Below are 23,492 nucleotides of genomic sequence, written 5' to 3'. Positions count from 1 at the left end.
CCCGTTGCCGGGCGCCCGGGGTCAGGGTTGCGGGATCGACTCGAACTGCTCGGGCACGGTCAGCAGGGTGGCCCGGTCGACCGGCCAGAAGATCGTGAAGGCCCGACCCACCACGTCCTGCTCGGGGATGGTGGCCGTGTCGATGTTCTGCCCGGACTGCTGGTAGTGCTCCAGCGAGTCGCCGGAGGCGGACCGGTGGTCGCCCATCACCCAGAGCCGGCCCGGCGGCACCTGCACGTCGAACTCCTGGTCCGCCGGCTTGTCGCGCCGTCCGTCGAAGGAGAAGATGTACGGCTCGTCCAGCGGCGTGCCGTTGATCGTCAGCCGGTCCTGGTCGTCGCAGCAGACGATCCGGTCGCCGCCGACGCCGATCACGCGCTTGATGAAGTCCTCCCCCGCCGGGTTGCCGCTCCACTCCACCGGCGCCTTGAAGACGATGACCTCGCCCCGGTGCGGTGACCGGAAGTTGTACACCAGCTTGTTGACCAGCACCCGATCGTCGATCTTGAGAGTGTTCTCCATCGACGGCGAGGGGATGAAGAAGGTCTGCAGCACGAAGGCTCGCACCAGTACCGCGACCACGATCGCCACCCCCAGAAGGATGGGCAGTTCCTTCCAGAACGAGTGGCGCGACTTGTCGGTCTGCTCGTCAATCACGGAAGGAGCCTACGTTGCCGGGTCGAGGACCACCGTCCGGAACGCGCGAGAACGGTCAGCGTGGCCGCGATCGGGAGGATCAGGACGACGTCCCCCACCGGCGTGGGTCGGACCGGCGGCGCGGCACCGTCGACACCGTCGGGTGGGGCGACGCTGGCGAACGTCTCCGGGATCGGCAGCGAGTGCCAGCGGTCCGACGGCCAGACCACCGCGAACGCCCGGCCCACCACGTTGTCGATCGGCACCGGGCCCTGGCAGCGGGCGTCCTGCGAGACCAGGCGATGGTCACCCAGCACGAAGATCTGCCCGGGCGGTACGACGATCTCCTCGAACCGGCGGGAACGGCACTCCTCAGGATTCGGCGGCAGGTCCAGCGGAGAGTCCCGCAGCACGTAGGCCGACTCATCCAGCGGGGTGCCGTTGACCAGCACCCGACCCTGGTCGTCGCAGCAGCTCACCCGGTCGCCGGGCAGCCCGATGACGCGCTTGATGAAGTCCTTCTCGCCGGGCCGGCCGACGCCGACCAGGTCACCGATGGTGCGGCCGAGCTTGTCGGCGAAGCCGGTGGGCGGCTGCGTGTCGACCTGTGGCACCCACTCCTCGGTGCCGCGGAAGACGACCACCTCGCCGCGTTCCGGGTCGCGCATGGTGTAGACGACCTTGTTGACCAGCACCCGGTCATTGACCAGCAGCGTGTCCTCCATCGACCCGGAGGGGATGAAGAACGCCTGGAGCAGGAAGGTGCGGATCAGCACCGCGAGGCAGAACGCGACGACGAGCAGCAGCGGCAGCTCCTGCCAGAGCGGCATCTGCGGTTTGGTGCGACGGGTGCGTCGCCGCCACGGATCGACCGCGCCGCTGTCGTCAAGCGCCTGCACCACGCCCACTCCCCGGTCCGCAGAAACGACTACCGCCCGGAAGTCTCGTCGAGACCTCCCGGGCGGCAGTGGGGTCCATCCGCCTGTCCGGCGGATCACCGCCCCGCTGCGCCCGTACCGACCAGGGTAGTGCGGTCTGGCCGGTACGGCATACGCGCAGCTCGGGCGGCGTGGCGGAGCGCGATGTCAGCTCGGCTGCTTCTCGCGCAGCTCCTTGATCTTGGCCTTCTTGCCCCGCAGCTCACGCAGGTAGTAGAGCTTGGCCCGGCGGACGTCACCACGGACCATGACCTCGATCCGGTCGATCGCCGGGCTGTTGATCGGGTAGGTCCGCTCGACACCCACACCGAAGCTGAGCTTGCGGACGGTGAACGTCTCGCGCAGCCCGTCGCCCTGGCGGCGGATGACGACGCCCTGGAAGATCTGGACCCGGGACCGGTTGCCCTCGACGACGCGGGCGTGCACCTTGACGGTGTCACCGGCACGGAAGTCGGGGAGGTCGGTGCGCTTCGACTGGGCGTCAAGGGCGTCCAGGATGTTCATCGTGGTGTCCTCGTGAGGCTCACGGCGCACCGTCACTCGGCGCGCGGATGGGTGATACTGATCTCCGGGTGGTGGCCGGCCGGAACCGACCCCGGTCGGGGATCCTCGCAGCCGCCCACGGCGTAGGCGTCTGCGGCAACCCCCCTACTTTGCCACATCCGCCCCGGGCACCTGAAATCCGGCCCGGTCCAGCGCCGCGACGTCCCGCTTGTCGAGGCTGTCCGGGTCGATCGCGGCGAGCATGTCCGGACGACGTCGACCGGTCCGCGCCAGCGCCTCGTCCCGACGCCAGCGGGCGATCCGGCCGTGGTCGCCGGAGCGGAGGACCGCCGGCACCTCCAGCTCCCGCCAGGTCGCCGGTTTGGTGTACATCGGCGCCTCCAGCAGCCCGTGCGCGTGCGACTCGTCGTCCAGCGAGCCGGCGTTGCCGAGCACGCCGGGCAGCAGGCGGGTCACCGCCTCCAGGATCACCAGCACCGCGACCTCGCCACCGAAGAGCACGTAGTCGCCGAGGCTGACCTCGGTGACCGGCATCCGGGTCGCGGCGTGGTCGAGTACCCGCTGGTCGATGCCCTCGTACCGGCCACAGGCGAACAGCAGGCGCGGCTCGGCGGCCAGCTCGTGCGCCAACGCCTGGGTGAACGGCACACCGGCCGGGGACGGCACCAGCAGGCGGGGCGGGGGTGCCTCCGGCGGGGCCAGCGCGTCCAGCGCCGCGCCCCAGGGCTCGGGCCGCATCACCATGCCGGGCCCGCCGCCGTACGGGGTGTCGTCGACGGTGCGGTGCACGTCGTGCGTCCACGTCCGCAGGTCGTGTACGGCCAGCCGCAGCGTGCCGTTGGACCGGGCCCGGCCGACCAGCGACAGGTCCAGCGGGGCGAAGTACTCCGGGAAGATCGACACGATGTCGACGCGCATCAGGGGTGCTCCCGGGTCTACAGGTCGAGCAGGCCGCCGGGCGGGTCGACCACGACACGACCACCGGCGAGATCGACCTCGGGGACGATCTCCTTGACGAACGGGATCAGCGCGGTGCCCCCCTCGGGGCGGCGCAGCACCAGCAGGTCGGAGGCGGGAGCGTGGTCGATCCGGGCCACCTCGCCGAGGCGCTCGCCGTCGGGGGTGACCACGGCCAGGCCCACGAGCTGGTGGTCGAGGAACTCCTCCGGGTCCTCCGGCGGGGCGACGCCGGCGCTGTCCACCGCGACCAGCGTGCCGCGCAACACCTCCGCGACGTCGCGGTCCAGCACCCCTTCGAAGGCGACGAGCATCCGCCCCTGGTGCCAACGGGCCGACTCCACGGTCAACTCGTCGGGCACCTCGAAGGGCACTCCGGGAGCGGCAGGCGCAGCGCCTCGTCCGTTCGCGGCCTTCGCCCCCGCCATGGTGGTCAACACCATGCCGGGGGCGAACCGCGTCTCGGGCTCGTCCGTCCGCACCTCCACGGTGACCTCACCACGGATGCCGTGCGGCTTGCCGATCCTGCCGACGATGAGCAGCATCAGTACGAGTCGACGATGTCGACGCGCACGCCGCGCCCACCGATGGAGCCGATCACCTGGCGCAGCGCCTTGGCGGTCCGGCCGGACCGCCCGATCACGGTGCCCAGGTCCTCGGGGTGCACGCGGACTTCGAGCCGCTTGCCCCGACGGGAGTCGACCATCCGGACGCGCACGTCCTCGGGGTGGTCGACGATGCCCTTGACCAGGTGCTCCAACGCCGGCCGCAGTGCCATGTCAGGCCTGCTCGCCGGACTCGGCGGCGGCGGGCTCCTCGGCCTTCGGCGCGTCGGCCTTCGGGGCCTCGGCCTCGGCGGCCTTGGCGGCCTTCTTCGCCGGCTTGGCCGGCGCCTCGGCCAGGCCGGCGGCGGCCTTCGCCTCGGCCTCGTACGCCGCCTTGCGGTCGGCCCGCTCGGGGGCGACCTTCAGCGGCGGCGGGGCCGGCAGGCCCTTGTACTTCTGCCAGTCACCGGTCAGCTCCAGCAGCCGCTGCACCGCCTCGCTCGGCTGAGCGCCGACGGACAGCCAGTACTGGACCCGCTCCGACTTGACCTCGATCACCGAAGGGTCTTCCTTCGGCTGGTAGATCCCGACGAACTCGATCGCCCGGCCGTCGCGCTTGGTGCGCGAGTCGGCGACGACGATGCGGTACTGCGGGTTGCGGATCTTGCCCATCCGCAGGAGCCGGATCTTTACGGCCACGGTTGTTTCGCTCCTGTTGCGATATCACCGGCCCGGTATGGGCGGTGTGCATGGGTGAACGCCGACCGGCACAGTGGGGTTGGGCCGGAGACCGCTCGGGTGGACTGGCGACGCGCCCGGGTTAGAGGGCGCCGGACACGCGCCGGATACCAGCCAGCCATTCTGCCAGATAGGTCCCGGATCCCTCACACCGGACCTGCCTCCGACACCGACCACCACTCGAACGTGATCCGGATCACACCGGACCGTGCGGTCAGCGGGCCGGCGGGCGGTCCCAACCGGACGGCAGCTCCGGCGGGATGGTCCACTCCGCCGGTGGGACGAAGTCGCACCAGGTGCCGTCGAACGGGAATCCGCCCGCCTCGGCGGTCCGGATGGCCCGCTTGCCCTCGGCCCGGACCGCCGCCTCGTCCGACACCCAGTAGTGCTCCGGGAAGGCGAGCCGCTCGGTGAACTCGTCCTCGTCCTTCCACTCCCAGCTCAGGTCGGGACGCACCACCACGTCGAGGTCCTGGTCCACGATGTCGACGCCGGCCAGGTCGCCGTCGTCCCAGCGGACCCCGGGCTCCTCCAGGTTCACGTACCAGTGGGCGAAGCACCCCTGCGCGTCCTGGAACCACCAGACCGAGTGGGCGGCGCCCGTCGGTAGGAACTTCAGCAGCGGTGGTCCCATCCACCGACCGGTCGACAGCTGGTACGTCGACACGATCCACTCGGCGAACGGGACGCCCCGCATGCCCACGCCGGCCTCGGTGACCTCGCTGGCCACCGCCGTGTCCCGGGCCAGCCAGAGGAGCAGCCCGCGCTCGTCGTCACTGACCACGCGCATCGGGCGCACCCACCCGATCCGGCCTCGCCGGACGTTGCGGTGCACGATCAGGCGGCCCGGTTGGAATCTCACCGTCGCGACCGGCGCCTCAGTACGCGCGGGCCAGGATGGCGACCAGGTCGGGCTCGTCCTCGGTGTCCGGCACCGAGCCGTCGGCGCGGACCAGGCAGCGGACGGTCACGCCCTGCCCGTTGGCCCTCGCCTCGCCCGCCACGCCGACCGCCGACCACGGCACCCGGGCCCAGCCGGTGCCCGCCGCCTCCAGCGCCTCGTCCAGGGTTGCCACCTCGACCGTGCGCGACTGGCGGAAGGCCAGCGCCTGGTCGTGCAGGGACTGCTGGTCGGCCTCCAGGGCGGCGAGTACCGCACCGACCACGTCGGCGACGGGCGTCGGCGCCTTCGAACCGTCGGTACGCCGCACCACGACCGCGTTCCCGGCGGCCAGGTCGCGCGGGCCGACCTCGACGCGTACCGGGTAGCCGCGTAGCTCGGCGTCGACGGCCCGGCGGCCGAACGGGGTGTCGGTGCGGTCGTCGAGCGTGACCCGGACACCGGCGTCGCGCAGCGCGTCGCGGAGCTTGGTCGCCGCCGCGCCGACGCCGTCGCCGTCCTTGACCACCATCACGTACGCCTGCACCGGCGCCAGCTTCGGCGGCACCCGCAGTCCGTTGTCGTCGCCGTGGCACATGATCAGGCCGCCGAGCATCCGGGTGGAGGTGCCCCAGGAGGTGGTCCAGGCGTGTTCCCGGCCGCCCTCGGCGGAGGAGTAGCTGATGTCGAACGCCTTGGCGAAGTTCTGCCCGAGCTCGTGGCTGGTGCCGAGCTGGAGCGCCTTGCCGTCGCCCATCATGCCTTCGCAGGTGTACGTGGCGGTGGCCCCGGCGAAGCGCTCGCGGGCCGTCTTGAGCCCGACCACCACCGGGATGCCGAGGACGTTCACCATCAGGTCCTCGTACGCCTCGTGCAGGATCTGGCGGGCGTACGCGCGGGCGTCGGCGCGGGTGGCGTGCGCGGTGTGTCCCTCCTGCCAGAGGAACTCGCTGGTGCGCAGGAAGACCCGGGGCCGCAACTCCCACCGGACCACGTTGGCCCACTGGTTGAGCAGCAGCGGCAGGTCCCGGTACGAGTCGATCCACTTGGCCATGAACTCGCCGATCACCGTCTCGCTGGTGGGGCGCACCACGACCGGCTCGGCCAACTGCTTGCCGCCACCGTGGGTGACCACCGCCAGCTCCGGCGAGAAGCCCTCGACGTGCTCGGCCTCACGCTTGAGGTAGCTCTCCGGGATGAACAGCGGGAAGTACGCGTTCTCCGCCCCGGCCGCCTTGATCCGGTCGTCCATCTCGGCCTGCATCCGCTCCCAGATGGCATAGCCGGCCGGTCGGATCACCATGGTCCCCCGCACCGGCCCGTTGTCGGCCAGCTTCGCCTTTGCGATGAGGTCCTGGTACCAGCGGGGAAAGTCCTCCGCCCGGGGAGTCAGCACACGCGCCATGACCGCACATCCTATGCGCCTCTCTCGTCCCCTCCCCCGCTCCCACCCCACCATCCCGAGTTGATCAAGAGGTTCGGGTCGCCGTCAGGCGCGGAACCCGACCCGAACTTCTTGATCAACCGCGACCCCCACCGGGTGGGGCGGGTGGGGTGGGTGGGGTGGGTGGGTGGGGGTGGGGTGGGTGGGGTGGGTGGGGTGGGGTCAGCGGAGGATGTGGCCGCGCAGGATGAGGCGGGTGGGGGTGCGGAGGGCGTTCAGGTCTCGGCGGGGGTCTTCCGGATAGACGGAGAGGTCGGCCAGGCCGCCCTCGACCAGGCCGGGGAAGCCCAGCCAGGCGCGGGCGCCCCAGGAGGCGGCGGCGAGCACGTCCGTGCGGGACATGCCGGCCTGCTCGTGCAGCAGCAGCATCTCCTCGACGGCGAGGCCGTGGTCGATGCCGCCGCCCGCGTCGGTGCCCACGTAGATCGGCACTCCGGCCTCGTACGCGGCGCGCACCACCTGCGGGAAGCGGTCACGCAGCGCGATCATGTGGTCGGCGTACCCGGGGAACTTGGGTCGGGCCTGGTCGGCGATGCCGCCGAAGGTCCGAATGTTGATCATGGTGGGGATCAGCGCGGTGCCCTGCCGGGCCATCAGGTCGATCAGGTCCAGGCTCAGCCCGGTGCCGTGCTCCACCGAGTCCACCCCGGCCCGCACCATGATCTCCACGGCCGACTCGCTGAAGGTGTGCACGGCGGCGCGTGCCCCGGCGGCGTGCGCGGCGGCCACCGCGGCGGTCATCGTCGCCGCGTCCCAGGCCGGGGCCAGGTCGCCGACGCCCCGGTCGATCCAGTCGCCGACCAGCTTGACCCAGCCGTTGCCGGCGGCGGCCTGCGCCGTCACGGCGGCGGTGACCTCGGCCGCGTCGACCTCCATCCCGATGTCCCGCAGGTACCGCTTGGGCGGCGCGACGTGCCGACCGGCGCGGGCCAGTCGCGGCAGGTCGGGCTCGTCCTCCAGCTCCGGGTACGGGAAGGGCGAACCGGCGTCGCGGATCGCGAGGACACCGGCGTCCCGGTCGGTACGGGCCAACGTGCGGGCGTGGTCAAGCGAGGCGATCGGCGTACCGCCCCGGGCGATGCCGATGTGGCAGTGTGCGTCGACCAGCCCGGGCAGTACGAAACCGCCGTCGACCACCGTCTCGGCGCCGGGCACCGGATCGAAGGTGACCCGGTCGCCGACCAGCCACAGGTCGCGTACCTCGTCGTCGGGCAGGAGCACACCACGCACGTGCAGAGCCATGTGACAGTCCTACCCGATCACGCCGTGCTCGCGGCTGTCAGGGCAGGTGGAGAGCCCGGGAAATTGTTTCTCCGATCGAGGATCGGCACGAACGAGGCTTTCTTGTGGTCACGTCGGTCGGTAATCTTTTCCTCGCGTCAAACGGGTGGGCCGTTCCTCGACCGTAGGAGCCGCGAAATGATCGAGGCAATTGTTTCCGCCGCACTACTCAAGATCGCCGAAGGTTCCGGAGCAGCGATCGTCGACGCCATTCGACAACGATTCCTCCGCCGGAACGAGCCGGACGAGGTCATCGGGGCCCTGGAGCGGACCGCGCACCGGGTTCCGTCCGACGAGGACACCGCGCGACTGGTCGAGGTGCTCTCGGCGTACGCGGCCGAGGATCCCCGGCTCCTGGAGGCGCTCCGGCAGGTGTCGGTGTCGACCGGCGCGGTCAACTCGGTCACCTCCAGCACGGTGGGCAAGCTGATCCAGGCCCAGCACGTCGGCGACGTCACCATGTGATCAGCGGACCCGAGCCGGAAACCTCCGATCGACGCCAGGAATCCGTTGCCGGAAAGGGCGCAGGTATGGTCCCCGCTGACGAGAACACGCCGCGCAACGTCGCCAAGGAACTCACCGCCAACCAGGTACTCCAGGTGGGGACGTCCGGGGCGATCTACGTCCAGCAATCGCGGTCGACGATGTGGTCGGCGGAAATTCCACGCATGCTTCCCGGTGGAATCGGAAGAATCGTCGGTCGGCACCATCTCCTCCAGGCGATGGACGAGGCGATGGGCGAACCCGGATCCCGGTCCTGCATGCTCTGGGGGCTGGCCGGCTCGGGAAAGACCACCCTCGCCCTGGCCTGGGCGAGCTCGCGCATCGACAACTATCCCGACGGTCAGTTCTTCGTCGACATGCGGGCCTACTCCGGCACGCCACGGGTCGAGGCCCGGGACGCGGTCCGCACGTTCCTGGCCACGCTCGGGATCACCCGAGGCGACCTGCCGGACGACGAGGACGAGTGGGGCAGCGTGTTCCGGTCCGCCACCGCCGGTCGGCGGTGCCTCGTCATCGTCGACAACGTGGGCTCCTACGACCAGGTGCGCGACCTGGTGCCCGGGTACGGGTCGGGGCTGGTGGTCACCAGCCGCCGCGCCATCCCGGAGATGAGCGTCCGGCACGAGGCCAGGGTGCTCAAGCTTCCGCTGCTGACCACGGACGAGGGGGTCGAGCTCCTCGCCGAGCGGGTCGGGTTCGTCCGGGTCGAGCGGGGCGACCGCAGCGCCCGACGCATCGTCGAACTCCTAGAGGGACACCCGTTGGCGCTCGCCATCGTCTCGGCCAAGCTCGCCATCCACAGCAGTTGGACGGTACGCGACGCGTTGCTGGGCATCGAGTCGGACCGCAATCCGCTGCGCTTCCTCGACGGGGCCGGGCTGGGCATCGAGGTGGGACGGGTGATCTCCTGGTCGGTCGAGGACCTGGACGCGCCGGCCAAGCGCGTCCTGTACGTCGCGTCGATGCTGCCGAGCACCGACTGCTCGCTGTCGGTCCTCTCGTTGGTCCTCGACCTGCCCCGGCGCGACTGCGACCGTCTGCTCCAGTCCCTCTGCCTGGCCTCCCTGGTCGACGAGATCGGGGTGGGGCGGTACCGCATGCACGACATCATCAAGGCGTACCTGACCGAGACGCGCGCCTTGGTGATGAACGACGAGGAGCAGCAGGCGTACGCCCGCCGCGTCCGCGTCGTCCACCTGGCGCTCAGCCACGCCGCCGACCGGGCCATCGACCCCAACCGGCACCCGTCGCCGCTGGACCGGGAGACGGCCGACCTGGCCGACGCCGCCCCCTTCGACGTGGCCGAGGCCCTGGCCTGGTTCGAGTCGCTGACGCCGTCGCTGACCTTCCTCGTCGAGGAGGCGACGGCCGCCGGGGACTTCACGTTCGTCACCCGCTTCGCCCGCTCGGTGAACACGTTCCTGTACTGGCGGCAGGACGTGACCAGGACACTGGCCGTCCAGGAGGCGGCGGTCGCCGCGGCGGTCGCCGGGGACCCGGCGATGGAGGCGTTGTCCCGCCGGGCTCTCGGCCGGGCCCTCGCCGACGTCGGGCGGCTGGACGCCGCGAAGGCGGAGTTGCGTGCCTCGATGGCGCTGGACGCCGCACAGCACGACGACAGCGGGGTGGCCTCCGCCCAGCACGCCATGGCCGAACTCGCGCTGCGCTCCGGCGAGTACGTCGAGGCGTTGCGGTGGGGCCTGCGAGCGGCCCGGGAGTCTCGCCGGACGGGCAAGCCGGTACGCGAGGCGCGCGGTCTGTACGACGCTGCCCGCGCGCTCACCGAGACGGGTCACCACTGGTGGGCACACGCCCTCGGGGTACGCAGCCTGTCGATCTGCGAGGACGCGCAGAACGCCTACGGTCGGGCCCTGGCGCTGCGTCTGCTCGGCGACGTCAGTCTGCGCTCCGGTGACCTGGAGCAGGCGTGCACCTGGTGGGAGCGGGCGTGGCGGGTGGAGGACTCGCTCGGCAACGTGCGGTCGGTGCAGACGATCCTCGGACAGTTGGAGAACGCCTACACCGAGCTGGGTGACGAGGGCGCCGGCGACGAGGTCCGCCGTGCCCTGACACGTCTGGAACGCCATCCCGATCTGACCCGGTCGACGCTCACGGTCGGGACGACCGCGCCGTGAGCGCCAGGTATTCGCCGCTCGTGTCGGCCGACGAGCTGACGAGCCCGCAGGCGTACCGCCAGTTGCGCCGGCCGGAGGCCGCCGAGGACTTCCGTCGCGACGTCGAGGCGCTCGTCGGGCAGGCGTGTCGGAGCGAGGAGGACGGCGTACGGCTCGCCGCGGCGTTCGTCGCCCTGAGTCGCGACCTGCGCGGTGAGGGCGCGCTCAGCTTCGCCGGTCTGCTGCCCACGTCCCGCTTCGAGGCGGCCCGCACCGCGTACGACGCGGAGATGAGCGCCAAGGGCAGCCGGGGCACCCTGCACAACTACCTGAACGCGAGTCACTCGCCGCTGCTGCTCGGCGATCCGCACTTCCGGGAGACGTTCGCCCACCCGCTCCTGGTCGCGCTCGTCGCCCACGCCCTCGGTGGGCCGGTGAAGATCGTGGACCTGCGGGCCAAGGACACCCAGCCGGTCGACGTGGTCGCCCGGGACAACACCCTGCACATCGACAACAACCCGTTCATGGACGAGTTCAAGGTGATCGTGACCTGGACGTTGGGCACGGATCGTGGCCCCGCCGGGCAGGGACTCACCTACCTGCCCCGGACGAACCGGCTCTTCCGGCAGTGCTTCGTCGACGCGGACGGCGAGGCCTCCAGTGACGAGGACAGTTGCATCTTCCCGACTCGGGCCCGGGTCGACGAGGCGCTGGCCGCCCAGGCCCGTTTCTTCGACGACCGGCAGCCACGCGTCGTCCACCTCGAAGACCTGACCGCCCCCTGTCACACGATCTTCGCCGCGAGTCGGGTGGTCCATCACCGCTACCGGACCTCGACCGGCGCGCCGCGCAGCGCGATCATGGCGTCCTTCCACCGGGTGGACGACGGCACCGACCAGCTCGGCGTACCGGACCTGGCCGGCTCGGACCTCGACCGGTTCCTGCTGGCGGGAGCCGCCGGGTCGAGCTTCCTGGACCTGCTCCGGGGCGAGGTCACCCGCATCGTCGACGCGCTGCGGCAGTCGCTCGCCCGCCCCGGCCTGGTGGTCGACACCGACCGTCATCTCCTGGCCGGTGAGGCACTGCGTACCTGGTACGACCGCCAGAGCGCGGGAGTCACGCTGAACCGGCTCCGCGAGGCCGACCTGGCCGGCGACGCCGCCGAACCCGCCGCCGAGCGCCTGGTCCGGCGGATGCGGTACGACCTCCAGGGCCCCCTGAACATGCCGTTGTACGCGGACATGAGCGAGGAGGTCCGCAAGCGCACCCGGATCGTCATCCGGGAGATGGCACCGGAGCAGATCCTCGACTGTCTGACCCGGTCGCGGGCCGACTGGGTGCGGCAGGGTTCACCCGTACCCGACCCGGGATCGCACGACGAGGCGGTGGCGGAGCTGTGCCGCTGTCTCGGCGTCCTCGAGACGGCGATACCGCGGGCCGCGCCGTCCGGGCGCGTCCATCCGGCCTGGGGGCCGACCGACGGCCGCCGGGTGACCGACTCGCTGCACCGCTTCGTGCTGGACCTCGAACGCACCGCGCGGCGGGTCGACGACCCGGACTCGCTGGTCACCGCCAGCGGATTCGGTGCGCTCGGCGCCGCGCTCGCCACTGACCTGCTCGTGCTCGACGACGACACGCGTCAGGTCACGGCACGGCTGTTCGCGCGGTACGCCGCGCTGGTGGCACCGGAGTTCCTGGATCAACGCGCCGACGCCGGACCGGGCGGCCGGGACGCCGATGCGGCCTGACCGGCGGCGGCTCGACGGCTACCTACGGCACGTCAACGAGGAGATGCAGACCGCCAAACTGGCCTCCGAGGTGTGGCTGCGCAGCGCCCCGGCTCAGGTCGTCGCCGAGAACGACCGCTTCGTACGGTCGCTCGTCCGCAGTGCTCTGGCGCACGGTGACCCGGCTCCGGATCATCTCGGCCCGCTCCTGGACGACCCGGCGGCGCTGCGGGAGCACTACTGGCAGCGGGTCACCCGGGCCAAGCCGATGGCGGTGCGCTTCGGGGCGGCGGACCACGACGCGTTGGACGACTACTTCACCGTCTCCACCGAGCGCAGCACCTCCGCTGCGACGGCGCGGGCCCGCGACACGATCGCGGCCGACTCGCCCGCCGGTCCCCTGCTCCGGAGCATCGATCGTCTGACCGCATCGGGTACGTCGCCGGCCGAGTCGTGCCGGCAGGTGCTGCACCTGCTCTCGACGCACTGGCGGGGCCTCGTCACCCAGTGCAGGGGAGCCGAGGGCGGGCACCCCGAGGACGTACGCCCGGAGGTCGGCGTCGTCCTGGCGACGTTCCACGAGGCGCTCGCCGCCGGCCGCCTCGGACGGCGTCCGCCGCAGCCCGTCCCCGACACTCCGCCATCTGCCGAGCCGACCGACACCCACCGCCCCGACGCCGACACCCACCACACCGACGCCGACGCCCGCCTCGCCGAGGCCGAGGTCCGGGATCTGGCCCGCCTCTGCATGCTCGGTCGGCTCTGCTTCTCCGACGAGGAACTGCGCCTGGCACAGCGGCTGGCCCGCCGGCCCCGCCTCCAGTACGCGCTGCTCGCCACGCACCTGCGTCTGGTCGCCGAATCGTCGGCGACAGCGGCCCGGCTGGTCGCCGACTGGGGGACGACGCGTGTCCTGCTGCCCTTCACCGAGGCGTACGTCAACCGGACCGGCTACCGGTCCCCGGTGATCGACCTGTCGCCCAACCCGAAGCTGGTCACCGTGCTGTGTCACAACGTCCTGCCCGCCGTGGCGGGCGAACTCCTGCGCCGACCGGCCGACGAGGACGCCCTGGACGCGAGTGTGCTGACCAGCGGCGTCGAGGCGGCGATCCGGCGCGGCGTGTTCAGCACCACGGTGGGCCTGTTCCACGGGACCGCTTCCCCGGACACCGTGCTGCTGTCCGGGTTCAGCAGGCGCGTCTGCCCCGCCGCCACGCCGTTCGCGCGGCACTGTCTGCGGTGGCTGCCGTTCTACTTCGACCGGTGGCCGGGCGTCTCGCCCCGGCCGGACCGCGCTAGGGCTTGTCCCGCTTACCCAGCTTGTTGAAGTCGATCTTCGGCAGCTTGAAGCCCGGCGGCAGGCCCTGGCCGGCAGCCAGGTCGTCCGGGTTCATCCCCGGCGGGAGCTGCGGCATGCCGCCCGGGAAGCCACCGGGCATCCCGGCGCCGGTGCGCGGCCGGTTGCCGCCCTTGGTGCCCTTGCGCTTGTTCTTCGGGCTCTTGGTCGCCTTGCGTCGACCGCCGCCGGGCAGGCCCATCATGCCGCCCATCTGCTTCATCATCTTCTGCGCGTCGGTGAAGCGGTTGAGCAGCTGGTTGACGTCCATCACGGTGACGCCGGAACCGTTGGCGATCCGGGCCCGCCGGGACCCGTTGATGATCTTCGGGTTGGTGCGCTCGGCCGGGGTCATCGACCGGATGATGGCGGTGATCCGGTCGAAGTGCTTGTCGTCCAGCTCGGCGAGCTGGTCCTTGACCTGCCCCATGCCCGGCATCATGGCCAGCACGTTGGCGATCGGGCCCATCCGGCGTACCGCGATGAGCTGGTCGAGGAAGTCCTCCAGGGTGAACTGCTCGCCGCCCATCAGCTTGGCGGTCATCTTCTCCTTCTGATCGGTGTCGAAGGCCGCCTCGGCCTGCTCGATCAGAGTGAGGACGTCGCCCATGCCGAGGATCCGGCTGGCCATCCGGTCGGGGTGGAAGACGTCGAAGTCCTCCAGCTTCTCGCCGGTGGAGGCGAAGAGGATCGGCTGCCCGGTCACCTCGCGGACCGACAGCGCGGCACCGCCGCGCGCGTCGCCGTCGAGCTTGGACAGCACCACGCCGGTGATGCCGACGCCGTCGCGGAACGCCTCGGCGGTCCGCACCGCGTCCTGACCGACCATCGCGTCGATGACGAAGATGACCTCGTCCGGCTCGACCGCGTCCCGGATGTCCGCGGCCTGCTGCATCATCTCCGCGTCGATACCGAGCCGACCGGCGGTGTCGACGATGACCACGTCTCGCGCCGACCGCCGAGCATGCTCGATGGAGGCCTTCGCCACCTGCACCGGGTCACCGACGCCGTTGCCGGGCTCCGGGGCGTACACCTCGACACCGGCCCGGCCACCGAGCACCTGGAGCTGCCCGACGGCGTTGGGGCGCTGAAGGTCGGCGGCGACCAGCAGCGGCTGGTGCCCCTGGGTCCGCAGCCAGCGGGCCAGCTTGCCGGCGAGGGTGGTCTTGCCGGAACCCTGGAGACCGGCGAGCATGATCACCGTCGGCGGCTGCTTGGCAAACTGGAGCCGACGCCCCTCGCCGCCGAGGACCGCGACCAGCTCCTCGTTGACGATCTTGATGATCTGCTGCGCCGGGTTGAGTGCCTGGGAGACCTCCGCCCCCCGGGCCCGCTCCTTGATGTTCGCGATGAAGCCCTTGACCACCGGCAGGGCGACGTCGGCCTCCAGCATCGCGAGACGGATCTCGCGCGCGGTCGCGTCGATGTCGGCGTCGGTGAGGCGTCCCTTGCCGCGGAGCTTGGTGAAGATCCCGGAGAGGCGGTCACTCAAGGTGTCAAACACACGAACATCCCGTTTGTCAGTGGTTCCGGCGAGCACGAGTGGGGCCGAATGAGCGCTCCGACCACCGTTAGCGTATCCGGCCGCCGGAACCCCCGCTCCACGCCGCCTTGGATGTAAGGAGGGGACCCCTCCTATACACGAGGCGTTAGTAGGGGGCCCTTCCTTACACCGCGGCGAGCACGGCGGCTTCGAGGCGGTCACGCTCGGCGTCGGAGGGCCACGAGCCGACGAGATAGAAGACGTCCACCACGTCCCCGCCGAGGGTGGCGATCCGGGCCGCCCGGACCTGCGCACCGGCTGCGTCCAGCGCGGTGGTCACCCGATAGAGCAGGCCCGCCGCGTCGGCGGCACGCAACTCCAGCAGCACGGCGTCGGTGGCCGCGTCCCGGTGCCAGACCACCCGGGGCTCGGCCCCGGTGCCCCGCCCGGCCCGAGCGCGCAGGCGCTGCGTCACCGACACGTCGCCGCCGACCGCCCGGCGCAGGTCGGCGGTGAGCGCGACCGGATCCGGCGCCAACCCGTACCGTGGCTGCACCCGGCACTCCACCAGGGCTCGGCCGTCCACCGTCGACGCGTCGGCGGCGAGCACCTCCAGCCGGTGCAGCGCGAGGCAACCGGCCACCGTCGCGAGCAGGCCCCGCCGGTCCGCCGCGGCCACCGCCACCCGGTCCCCGGTCAGGTGTACGACCGGCAGCGGCCCCGCCACCAGCGCCGGATCGGGTGCCGGTGGCTGCGGCACGGCGCCGGTGTCGAGCGTGGTGCGGACCCGGGCCACCAACTCGGCGACCAGCCGCCCCTTCCAGTCCGACCAGGCACCCGGTCCGGTGGCGGCGGCGTCCGCGCGGACCAGCGCGTACAGCAGGTCGAGGGTGGCCACGTCGCCGACCGCCTCGGCCACCCGGGAGATGGTGACCGGGTCGGCGAGGTCCCGCCGGGTGGCCACCTCAGGCAGCACCAGGTGCAGCCGGACCAGCGTTCCCATCAGCGCCGCCTCGGCCTCGGGCAGGCCGATCCGGGCGGCCATCGCCTCGGCGATCGGCGCCCCCACGGTCGAGTGATCGCCCGGCAGACCCTTGCCGATGTCGTGCAGGAACGCGCCGAGCAGCAGCAGGTCCGGCCGGTCCACGTCGCGGGTGTGCCGGCTGGCCTCGTACGCGGTCTGCACCAGGTGCCGGTCCAGGGTGAACCGGTGCACCGGGTTGTGCTGGGGCAGGCTGCGCAGCCGGGTCCACTCCGGCAGCCAGCCGTCGATCAGGCCGTACCGGTCGCAGGTCTCCCAGGCCGGCAGCAGGCCCGCGCCCGCACCCAGCAGCGTCGTCAGCGCGGCCCGCGCCTCGACCGGCCAGGGCGTCGGCAACGGCGGGCAGTACGCGGCCAGCCACTCGCAGGTGGCCCGGGCGATCGGCAGCCCGGTGACCGCCGCCGCGGCGGCCACCCGCAGCGAGAGACTGGCGTCGGGGCGGGCGCCGATGGCAGTGCGGGCCAGCACCAGTTCCCCGTCGTGCTCGACCACGTCCCGAGCGACCGGACGGCGTACCGGGCGACCGTCGGCACCCCGACGGCGACCGGAACGCAGCCGGTCGGCGGCGCGCAACGCGTCGTCGAGAGCGTGGCTGACGGTGCGCGCGTCGCCGGCCACCCGGCGCAGCAGGGCGTCACCGTCGCCCTCCTCGGCCTGCGCCCGCCGGTCCGGCCCGCGATCGGGCGGACCCGGGTACGCCGCACCTCCGGGCGGAGTCGGGCGCGCCTCGCTCTCGGCCGGCCCCTGCCGGAGTCCGAGCAGCGCGGCCACCCCGGCGCGTTCCTGGGCGAGCAGCCGGTCGACCCGCCGACCGAGCTGGTGGTGCAGGGCGTCGCGGGTGTCCAGCAGACGCAGGTGCGCGGCGTGGACGGCGGGCCGTAGCGCGTCGGTGATGCCGGCGAGCGCAATGGCCTTGAGGATGCCGACGTCCCGCAGGCCGCCGGCCGCCTCCTTGAGGTCGCCTTCGAGCAGGAACGCCAGCTCGCCGTGGGCCTGCCAGCGGGTCGCCGCGCTCTGCCGCAGCGGAGCCAGTTGGCGTACGGCGGTGCGCCGCCAGTGGTCGACGGCGCTGGTGACCAGTGTGTCGGCGAGTTCCGGGTCACCGGCGACCAGGCGGGCGTCGAGCAGGCCCAGGGCCACCTTCACGTCGTCCTGGGCGACCGACAGCGCCTCGGCCACGGTGCGTACCGAGTGGTCCAGCCGCAGCCCGGCGTCCCAGATCGGATACCAGAGCGAGGCGGCCAGTTCGTCGACGCCGGGCACCCCGGCGTGCACCAGCACCAGGTCGAGGTCGCCGTGCGGGGCACACTGCCGTCGACCCAGTCCGCCGACCGCGAGCAGCGCGACGCCCGGCCGGTCCGGCAGCAGCCGGGCCAGCCAGGCGTCGTACGCGTCGGCCCGGGCCCGGCGCGCGGCGGCGCCGATCCCGGCCGGTACGCCGACGACCTCGTCGACCGGAGGTGTCGTTCCGCCGTCACTCTCCACGGCCGCCCTCCCGGTCAACGAGGTCATCGACGGTGTCCTACAGGGCGTCCAGGCCGCGCTCACCGGTGCGGACCCGGACGACCTCCTCGACTCCGGTCACCCAGACCTTGCCGTCACCGATCTTGCCCGTCCGGGCGGCACCGACCACCGCGTCGACGATCTTGTCGACGTCGATCTCGTCGGTCAGCACCTCGACCCGGATCTTGGGCAGGAACTCGACCGTGTACTCGGCACCCCGGTAGACCTCGGTGTGGCCCTTCTGCCGTCCGTAGCCCTGGACCTCGCTCACGGTCAACCCGGCCACGCCCAGCGTGTGCAGGGCTTCCTTGACGGCGTCCAACTGGTGCGGCTTGATGACCGCGGTCACCAGCTTCATGTCCAACCCCTCCATTCCGAGAACGTTAGCCGGCGACCTTTTCGCTTACCGCTTCGGTGGGCTCACTCTTCGGCTTCGCCGAGGGGGTGAGGCCCGCGGCGGCGAACGCTCCGCCGCCACCACCGCCGGTGGAGCTGAACTCGTACGCGCTCTCCGCGTGCTCGGCGTTGTCGATGCCCTCGACCTCGGCCTCGGGGCTGAGCCGGAAGCCGATGGTCTTCTCGATCGCGAAGCCGATGATGTACGCGACCACGAACGAGTACGCCAGCACCGCGACCACACCGATCGTCTGCAGGCCGAGCAGCTTGATGCCGCCGCCGTAGAGCAGACCCGCGTTGCCCTCGCCGGCCAGCACCTCGATGGCCAGGAAGCCGATCAGCAGCGAGCCGATGATGCCGCCGACCATGTGCACGGCCACCACGTCGAGCGAGTCGTCGTACTTGAGCTTGTACTTCAGGCCGACGGCGAGCGCGCAGACCGCACCGGCGATGAGGCCGAGGGCGATCGCGCCCAGCGGCTCCAGGAACGCGCAGGCGGGGGTGATGCCGACCAGGCCGGCGATCGCACCGGAGGCCGCGCCGAGCGTGGTCGGCTTGCCGTCGCGGAGCCACTCCACCACGATCCAGCCGAGCACCGCCGCAGCAGTGGCGACCTGCGTGTTGATCAGCGAGACGGCGGCGGCGCCGTCGGCGGCACCCGCCGAGCCGGCGTTGAAGCCGAACCAACCGAACCAGAGCAGCGCCGCACCGAGCAGCACCATCGGCAGGTTGTGCGGCTTGAACTTGTCCTTGGGCCAGCCGACCCGTCGGCCGAGCACGAGCGCCAGGGCCAGGGCCGCGGCACCGGCGTTGATGTGCACCGCGGTGCCACCGGCGAAGTCGAGCACGCCCAGCTCGCCGATCCAGCCGCCGCCCCACACCCAGTGCGCGACCGGGAAGTAGACCAGGGTGGCCCACAGGCCGGCGAAGAGCAGCCACGGGCCGAACTTGGCCCGGTCGGCGATCGCGCCGCTGATCAGGGCGACGGTGATCACCGCGAACATCAACTGGAAACCGGCGAACAGAAGGTCGGGAATACCGCCCTCGGTGCCGCTCTCCAACATGCCGCGAAGACCCAGGTAGGAGAGATCACCGGTGATCCCGCCAATGTCGTCGCCGAATGCGATGCTGTAGCCGTAGAACACCCACAACAGGCTGACCAGGCCGATCGCCCCGAAGCTCATCATCATCATGTTGAGCACGGACTTGGATCGCGTCATGCCGCCGTAGAACAGCGCCAGGCCGGGCGTCATGAGCAACACCAGCGCGGCAGAAGTCAAAATCCAGGCGGTGGCACCAGAATCTAGCTCCGGCACGCTGCCTCCTCTCGGGTTGTATTCCCTCCCTCCCGGCATCGCGCAGCATCGCCCGTACGCCGGTTGCGCGGAAGCCTGATTGTCGGCTGTTTCACCCAGGGTCCCCGAGTGGTTTCCGAACCGTGACGGCTTGTTTCGTACGTGTGAAGAACGTCGGACGCCTCGGTGACACGGCGGGGGGCGGGTCAGCCGTCCGGCGTACCCCGTTCCCCCGATGGATCAGCGCAGGGCGTACTCGAGGGCGTGCCGTTCGTAGTCGAGCAGCCGCAGGTCCCGCATCGGCCGACGCAGGTGCCCCTTGTGCACGATCCGCACGAAGGCCGGTTCCCCGGCGGCGGCCATCCGGCGGATGCCCTCCACGTGGTCCACGATCCGCTTGCGGATGGTCCGGATCAGCCGGTGCCGGTCACGCGGGATCAACCCGTACGCGTCGGCGAACAGCCGCAGTCGGCGCGGGCGGTCCGGGTGCTTCCAGCCGAGCGTGATCGAGTCCCGGTCGGAGAAGATCGGCACCCAGGTCCAGGCCGCGTACGCCACGTCGTAGATCCGCGCGCCGGGCGAGGCGAGGTCGAAGTCGATCAGCCCGAGGGTGCCGTCCGGCCGCCAGATCACGTTGTGCGGTGCGGCGTCGTGGTGGCAGATGACCTCGGTGTCCGGCGGGGGCGGGCCGAACGAGCGCCACACCGCCTGCGGGGGCGGGGCGAAGCCGTACTGCGCGTCGTGGAACATCCGCAGCATGGTGGCGACGGTGACCAGTGCCTCGTCGGTGACCCAGTGCGGGGCCAGCGGGTACTCCCCGCACTCCCCCTCCAGGTACGACAGGACCTCGCGGTTGCGCTCGTCCATGCCGAGGGCGCGGGGTGCGCCGGTGAACCCGACGTACTCCAGGTGACGCAGCAGGGCGTGCACGGCCGGTGTCCACGGCCCGGCGTTGCGCCGGACGGTGTCGCCCACCCGCACCACGGTGCTCACGTTCCCGCCGTGCAGCGGGATCTCCTGCGAAGTCACGTACGGTCTCCCGAGGCGCTGCGACGGGTGGCTCGGGTCGCGCCAGCCCGCGTACGCGCGATCGTCTCTGGTCACCCGAGGTTACGCGGTCGGACCGGAGGATTCGGCACCCAGCAACGCGTCGACGAACTGCGCCGGGTCGAACGGCGCGAGATCGTCCGGTCCCTCGCCGAGCCCGACCAGCTTGACCGGGATGCCGAGCTTGCGCTGTACCGCGATCACGATGCCGCCCTTGGCGGTGCCGTCGAGCTTGGTCAGCACGACGCCGGTGACGTTGACCACCTCGGTGAAGACGCGAGCCTGCTCCAGGCCGTTCTGGCCGGTGGTGGCGTCGAGCACCAGCAGTGTCTCGTCGATCGGCCCGTGCTTCTCCACCACCCGCTTGACCTTGCCCAGCTCGTCCATCAGGCCGATCTTGTTCTGGAGGCGACCGGCGGTGTCCACCAGCACGGTGTCCACGCCGGTGTCGATGCCGCGCTTGACGGCGTCGAAGGCGACGCTGGCCGGGTCGGCCCCCTCCGGGCCGCGTACGGTCTCCGCACCGACCCGACCGGCCCAGGTCTCCAGCTGGTCGGCGGCGGCGGCCCGGAACGTGTCGGCCGCGCCGAGCAGCACGGTACGCCCGTCGGCGATCAGCACCCGGGCGATCTTGCCGCAGGTGGTGGTCTTGCCCGCGCCGTTGACGCCGACCACGAGCAGCACCGCCGGCACGCCGTCGGCGGGCGTGGTGTGCAGGGACCGGTCCAGCGCCGGGTCGAGCGCGTTGACCAGCTCGGTGGCGAGCAGGGTCCGCAGCTCGGCGACCGACCGGGTGCCCAGCACCCGGGTCCGCTCCCGCAGCCGGTCGACGATCTCCCGGGTGGCGTCGACGCCCACGTCGGCGGTGATCAGGCTGTCCTCGATCTCCTCCCAGACGTCCTCGTCCAGCCGGTCACGGCTGAGCAGGCCGAGCAGGCCCTTGCCGAAGACGTTCTGCGAGCGCGACAGCCGGGAGCGTAGCCGGACCAGCCGCCCGGCGGTCGGCTCGGGCACCTCGACGGTCGGCGGCGCCTCGATGACCGGCGGCTCCACCAGGACGCCGGTGGACAGATCGGACTCCGGGGCCTCGACCGGTGGTCCGGCCAGGTCCTCCTCGGCCCGGGTGTCGACCTCCGTACGCGGCAGCGGCGGCTCCGGCCGTCGGCGCAGCCGCGGCACGACCAGCCCGACTCCGGCGAGGATCAGCACGCCGAGCAGGGCGAGTGCGACGAGGAGGTAATCCATCATGCCGAAATCCTGTCAGATGCTCGCGACGGCGTCTCATCCACCGCTCCCCCGGTCGTCCACCCCAGGAGCGGTAGGCTCGCCCAGCCAGCAATGCCACGGCCGCCGGCGGGGTAATAAGAAGAGGTTTCCCCCTCACCTCGGAGGTTCGCCATGCCCACCGCCCGACTGCTCATCGGTCCGCTTCTCCGGCGGGTCGTCGGCACCCGGGCCACCGTGTGGGTCGAGACCACGGCCCCCGCGACGGTCACCGTCCGCACGGCGGGCGGCGCCGCCGGCACGGCCGCCACCTTCTCCGCGTACGAGCACCACTACGCGTTGGTGGTCGTGGAGGGCCTCACCCCGGACAGCGCCACCACCTACGAGGTGCTGATCGACGACGAGGTGGCCTGGCCGGCGCCGGAGAGCCGCTTCCCGCCCAGCGTGATCCGCACCCGCGCCCAGGACGACCGGGACCAGCCGGTGCGGCTGCTCTTCGGGTCCTGCCGGGAGACCACCCAGCACGCCACCACCCGTAAACTCCCGCCGGACGCGCTGGACGCGTACACCCGGCGGATCCTGGACGACCCCGACCCGGCGGCCCTGCCCGACCTGGTGGTGCTCCTCGGCGACCAGGTCTATGCCGACGAGACCTCGCCCACCATCAAGCGGCTGCTGCGGCGTCGGCGGCGGCGTCCCAAGGACGCCCCCAGCGACCAGGTGGTCAGCTTCGACGAGTACACCAAGCTCTATCTGGAGTCGTGGAGCGACCCGGAGATCCGCTGGCTCTTCTCCACCGTGCCGAGCGTGATGATCTTCGACGACCACGAGGTCATCGACGACTGGAACACCTCGGCGTCCTGGCGGGCGGACATGCGCGAGCAGCCCTGGTGGGCCGAGCGGATCGCCAGCGGACTGGCGTCGTACTGGGTCTACCAGCACCTGGGCAACCTCTCCCCGGACGAGATCGACGCCGACCCGGTCTTCGCCAAGGTCCGCGCGTCCGAGGACGCCACCGAGGTGCTGCGCGAGTTCGGCGCGCGGGTCGACACCGAGGCCGACCTGTCGCACGACACCGACCGGTGGAGCGCCGTGCAGTACCAGTGGAGCTACGCGCTCGACCTGGGCCGAACCCGGCTGGTGATGCTGGACAGCCGGTGCAGCCGGGTGCTGGTGCCCGGCCGCCGGACGATGCTGCCGGCCGCCGAGTGGGCCTGGTTCGTCGACCAGGCGCACGGCAGCTACGACCACCTGGTCGTCGGCACCTCGCTGCCCTGGCTGCTGCCGCCCGGCATCCACCACGTCGAGGCGTGGAACGAGAAGCTGGCCGACTCGAACCGCCCGTGGGTCGCCGGGCTGGCCGAGAAGTTGCGCCGCGCGCTCGACCTGGAGCACTGGGGCGCGTTCCGGCGCTCCTTCGAGGGCCTCGCCGAGCTGTTCGCCCGCCTCGGCACCGGCGCACCGGGCGGGCCCGACGAGCGCAAGGGCGCCGGGCCGGCGTACCCGCCTCCGGCGTCGATCAGCGTGCTCTCCGGCGACGTGCACCACTCGTACGTGGCCCGGGTCCGCTTCGCCGACCCGGACGTCCACACGCCCGTCCACCAGTTGACCTGCTCGCCGATCCACAACCAGGTGCCGGCCGGGATGCGACCGGTGATGCGGCTGGGTTGGGCGCGCGGCCCGGCCGGGGCGGCGCGCGCGATGGCCCGTACGGCCGGGGTACGCCGCTCCTTCATCAAGTGGCGCAAGCTGGCCGGGCCGTACTTCGGCAACGCGGTGTCGACGCTGACCAACGCCGGCCGTGGGTCGGAAGTGGTGATCGAGGGCACCACCAGCGACGGCACCCTGCGCGAGGTGGCCCGCCAGCGGCTCACCCCGTGAAAGGAAGGGCCCCCCGT

The 23,492-nt window shown here is 71.8% G+C and carries 20 protein-coding genes and 1 pseudogene; 5 read left to right on the top strand and 16 right to left on the bottom strand.

From position 1 onward, the window contains the following. Positions 1-21: 21 nt before the first annotated feature. The 10 genes and pseudogenes from lepB (ACIBO1_RS30180) to ACIBO1_RS30135 form a co-directional block, all read right to left on the bottom strand. A complete protein-coding gene (gene lepB, locus ACIBO1_RS30180) occupies positions 22-657 on the bottom strand; it encodes a signal peptidase I (RefSeq protein WP_131052215.1) in 636 nt (211 codons plus the stop codon). Positions 658-666: 9 nt separating this feature from the next. Beyond that, positions 667-1,538, bottom strand: a pseudogene (gene lepB / locus ACIBO1_RS30175) (signal peptidase I). A gap of 183 nt (positions 1,539-1,721) precedes the next feature. Continuing rightward, positions 1,722-2,078: a 50S ribosomal protein L19 gene (rplS, locus tag ACIBO1_RS30170; protein ID WP_396752394.1), complete on the bottom strand. Its 357-nt coding sequence runs from the start codon at positions 2,076-2,078 to the stop codon at positions 1,722-1,724. Positions 2,079-2,222: 144 nt separating this feature from the next. Then, positions 2,223-2,996 carry a tRNA (guanosine(37)-N1)-methyltransferase TrmD gene (gene trmD, locus ACIBO1_RS30165; RefSeq protein WP_396752392.1) on the bottom strand — a complete coding sequence of 258 codons (774 nt, stop codon included), beginning with the start codon at positions 2,994-2,996 and terminating at the stop codon, positions 2,223-2,225. Positions 2,997-3,013: 17 nt separating this feature from the next. Then, positions 3,014-3,577, bottom strand: a complete 564-nt coding sequence (gene rimM, locus ACIBO1_RS30160; RefSeq protein WP_396752424.1) for a ribosome maturation factor RimM — start codon at positions 3,575-3,577, stop codon at positions 3,014-3,016. Positions 3,578-3,579: 2 nt separating this feature from the next. Then, entirely contained in the window at positions 3,580-3,813 is a 234-nt protein-coding gene (locus tag ACIBO1_RS30155; RefSeq protein ID WP_117226727.1) for an RNA-binding protein, read from the bottom strand. 1 nt (position 3,814) lies between these two features. Then, complete coding sequence (gene rpsP / locus ACIBO1_RS30150; protein ID WP_396752390.1) at positions 3,815-4,279, bottom strand: 30S ribosomal protein S16; 465 nt, start codon at positions 4,277-4,279, stop codon at positions 3,815-3,817. Positions 4,280-4,532: 253 nt separating this feature from the next. After that, positions 4,533-5,180 carry a DUF402 domain-containing protein gene (locus tag ACIBO1_RS30145; protein ID WP_396752388.1) on the bottom strand — a complete coding sequence of 216 codons (648 nt, stop codon included), beginning with the start codon at positions 5,178-5,180 and terminating at the stop codon, positions 4,533-4,535. A gap of 16 nt (positions 5,181-5,196) precedes the next feature. Beyond that, positions 5,197-6,603: a proline--tRNA ligase gene (proS, locus tag ACIBO1_RS30140; protein ID WP_396752386.1), complete on the bottom strand. Its 1,407-nt coding sequence runs from the start codon at positions 6,601-6,603 to the stop codon at positions 5,197-5,199. Between the two features lie 201 nt (positions 6,604-6,804). Next, positions 6,805-7,884, bottom strand: a complete 1,080-nt coding sequence (locus ACIBO1_RS30135) for an amidohydrolase family protein (protein ID WP_396752384.1) — start codon at positions 7,882-7,884, stop codon at positions 6,805-6,807. A gap of 177 nt (positions 7,885-8,061) precedes the next feature. On the opposite strand from ACIBO1_RS30135, the gene ACIBO1_RS30130 reads away from it, so the two are divergent. The 4 genes from ACIBO1_RS30130 to ACIBO1_RS30115 all read left to right on the top strand — a co-directional run bounded on the left by ACIBO1_RS30130 (position 8,062) and on the right by ACIBO1_RS30115 (position 13,595). Beyond that, positions 8,062-8,388 carry a hypothetical protein gene (locus ACIBO1_RS30130; RefSeq protein WP_350693663.1) on the top strand — a complete coding sequence of 109 codons (327 nt, stop codon included), beginning with the start codon at positions 8,062-8,064 and terminating at the stop codon, positions 8,386-8,388. Between the two features lie 65 nt (positions 8,389-8,453). Next, entirely contained in the window at positions 8,454-10,562 is a 2,109-nt protein-coding gene (locus ACIBO1_RS30125) for an NB-ARC domain-containing protein (RefSeq protein WP_396752382.1), read from the top strand. Continuing rightward, positions 10,559-12,289: a hypothetical protein gene (locus ACIBO1_RS30120; protein WP_396752380.1), complete on the top strand. Its 1,731-nt coding sequence runs from the start codon at positions 10,559-10,561 to the stop codon at positions 12,287-12,289. Before ACIBO1_RS30125 ends, ACIBO1_RS30120 begins: the two co-directional genes overlap by 4 nt. Next, positions 12,279-13,595 carry a hypothetical protein gene (locus tag ACIBO1_RS30115; protein WP_396752378.1) on the top strand — a complete coding sequence of 439 codons (1,317 nt, stop codon included), beginning with the start codon at positions 12,279-12,281 and terminating at the stop codon, positions 13,593-13,595. Before ACIBO1_RS30120 ends, ACIBO1_RS30115 begins: the two co-directional genes overlap by 11 nt. On the opposite strand, the gene ffh is transcribed toward ACIBO1_RS30115, so the two are convergent. From ffh to ftsY, 6 genes are all read right to left on the bottom strand, one after another. Further along, positions 13,564-15,108 (bottom strand): signal recognition particle protein, encoded by a 1,545-nt coding sequence (ffh, locus tag ACIBO1_RS30110; RefSeq protein ID WP_350693655.1) that lies wholly within the window; start codon positions 15,106-15,108, stop codon positions 13,564-13,566. The genes ACIBO1_RS30115 and ffh overlap by 32 nt on opposite strands. A gap of 163 nt (positions 15,109-15,271) precedes the next feature. After that, on the bottom strand, positions 15,272-17,614 hold the full coding sequence (locus tag ACIBO1_RS30105) for a [protein-PII] uridylyltransferase (protein ID WP_396752375.1): 2,343 nt from the start codon (positions 17,612-17,614) through the stop codon (positions 15,272-15,274). Between the two features lie 37 nt (positions 17,615-17,651). Further along, on the bottom strand, positions 17,652-17,990 hold the full coding sequence (locus ACIBO1_RS30100) for a P-II family nitrogen regulator (protein ID WP_176092961.1): 339 nt from the start codon (positions 17,988-17,990) through the stop codon (positions 17,652-17,654). 25 nt (positions 17,991-18,015) lie between these two features. Then, positions 18,016-19,383: an ammonium transporter gene (locus ACIBO1_RS30095; protein ID WP_396752373.1), complete on the bottom strand. Its 1,368-nt coding sequence runs from the start codon at positions 19,381-19,383 to the stop codon at positions 18,016-18,018. Positions 19,384-19,563: 180 nt separating this feature from the next. Beyond that, positions 19,564-20,427: an aminoglycoside phosphotransferase family protein gene (locus ACIBO1_RS30090; RefSeq protein WP_176092960.1), complete on the bottom strand. Its 864-nt coding sequence runs from the start codon at positions 20,425-20,427 to the stop codon at positions 19,564-19,566. Positions 20,428-20,433: 6 nt separating this feature from the next. Then, complete coding sequence (ftsY, locus tag ACIBO1_RS30085; protein WP_396752371.1) at positions 20,434-21,618, bottom strand: signal recognition particle-docking protein FtsY; 1,185 nt, start codon at positions 21,616-21,618, stop codon at positions 20,434-20,436. Positions 21,619-21,768: 150 nt separating this feature from the next. On the opposite strand from ftsY, the gene ACIBO1_RS30080 reads away from it, so the two are divergent. Continuing rightward, complete coding sequence (locus ACIBO1_RS30080) at positions 21,769-23,475, top strand: alkaline phosphatase D family protein (RefSeq protein WP_396752369.1); 1,707 nt, start codon at positions 21,769-21,771, stop codon at positions 23,473-23,475. The last annotated feature ends 17 nt before the right edge of the window (positions 23,476-23,492 follow it).

Origin of the sequence: Micromonospora sp. NPDC049903 (genome assembly GCF_044460945.1) — a bacterium.
GTDB lineage: Bacteria > Actinomycetota > Actinomycetes > Mycobacteriales > Micromonosporaceae > Micromonospora.
This window is presented reverse-complemented; position numbering and strand designations above follow the sequence as displayed.